Raw genomic sequence first — 1,341 nt, 5'->3', positions numbered from 1 at the left:
CCTAATGACCGATAGCGGACCAGTACCGTGAGGGAAAGGTGAAAAGTACCCCGGGAGGGGAGTGAAACAGTACCTGAAACCGTGTGCTTACAATCCGTCGGAGCCAGTCTGATTCTGGTGACGGCGTGCCTTTTGAAGAATGAGCCTGCGAGTTAGTGTTACGTCGCGAGGTTAACCCGTGTGGGGAAGCCGTAGCGAAAGCGAGTCTGAAYAGGGCGTTGCAGTGGCGTGATCTAGACCCGAAGCGRAGTGATCTACCCATGGCCAGGTTGAAGCGACGGTAAGACGTCGTGGAGGACCGAACCCACTTCAGTTGAAAATGGAGGGGATGAGCTGTGGGTAGGGGTGAAAGGCCAATCAAACTTCGTGATAGCTGGTTCTCCCCGAAATGCATTTAGGTGCAGCGTTGCGTGTTTCTTACCGGAGGTAGAGCTACTGGATGGCTAATGGGCCCTACAAGGTTACTGACGTCAGCCATGAGTAGCGAAAGACGGGTGAGAAACCCGTCCGCCGAATGATCAAGGGTTCCAGGGTCAAGCTAATCTGCCCTGGGTAAGTCGGGACCTAAGGCGAGGCCGACAGGCGTAGTCGATGGACAACGGGTTGATATTCCCGTACCGGCGAAAAACCGTCCATGTTGAACAGGGGATACTAACCGCCCGAGACCTGCCCAATCGCCCTTGTGGTGTGCGGGTTTTGGTGGAGCGCGGGACCTGATCCTGGGAGGCAAGCGTATTAACAGGTGTGACGCAGGAAGGTAGCCGAGCCGGGCGATGGTTGTCCCGGTCTAAGGATGTAGGGCGAACGGTAGGCAAATCCGCTGTTCATGATGCCTGAGATCTGATGGGACCCCCGTGAGGGGGGATTTGGTGATCCTATGCTGCCGAGAAAAGCATCGACGCGAGGTTTTAGCCGCCCGTACCCCAAACCGACACAGGTGATCAGGTAGAGAATACTAAGGCGATCGAGAGAATTATGGTTAAGGAACTCGGCAAAATGCCCCCGTAACTTCGGGAGAAGGGGGGCCCCAACCTTGAACACCACRYGCTGGTGGGAGGGGATCGGGGCCGCAGAGACCAGGGGGAAGCGACTGTTTACTAAAAACACAGGTCCGTGCGAAGTCGCAAGACGATGTATACGGACTGACTCCTGCCCGGTGCTGGAAGGTTAAGAGGACCGGTTAGCCGTTCGCGGCGAAGCTGAGAATTTAAGCCCCAGTAAACGGCGGTGGTAACTATAACCATCCTAAGGTAGCGAAATTCCTTGTCGGGTAAGTTCCGACCTGCACGAATGGAGTAACGACTTCCCCGCTGTCTCAACCATAAACTCGGCGAAATTGCA

1 rRNA gene is annotated in these 1,341 nt (G+C 55.5%); it reads left to right on the top strand.

The window, feature by feature from the left end:
- A 23S ribosomal RNA gene (locus tag AC1DIM_RS19770) occupies positions 1-1,341 on the top strand; the annotation flags it as partial.

This window comes from Pseudarthrobacter sp. 01T43 (assembly GCF_056398665.1).
Note: the sequence above shows the minus strand (reverse complement) of the source record. Positions and strands in the feature narration are given on the sequence as shown.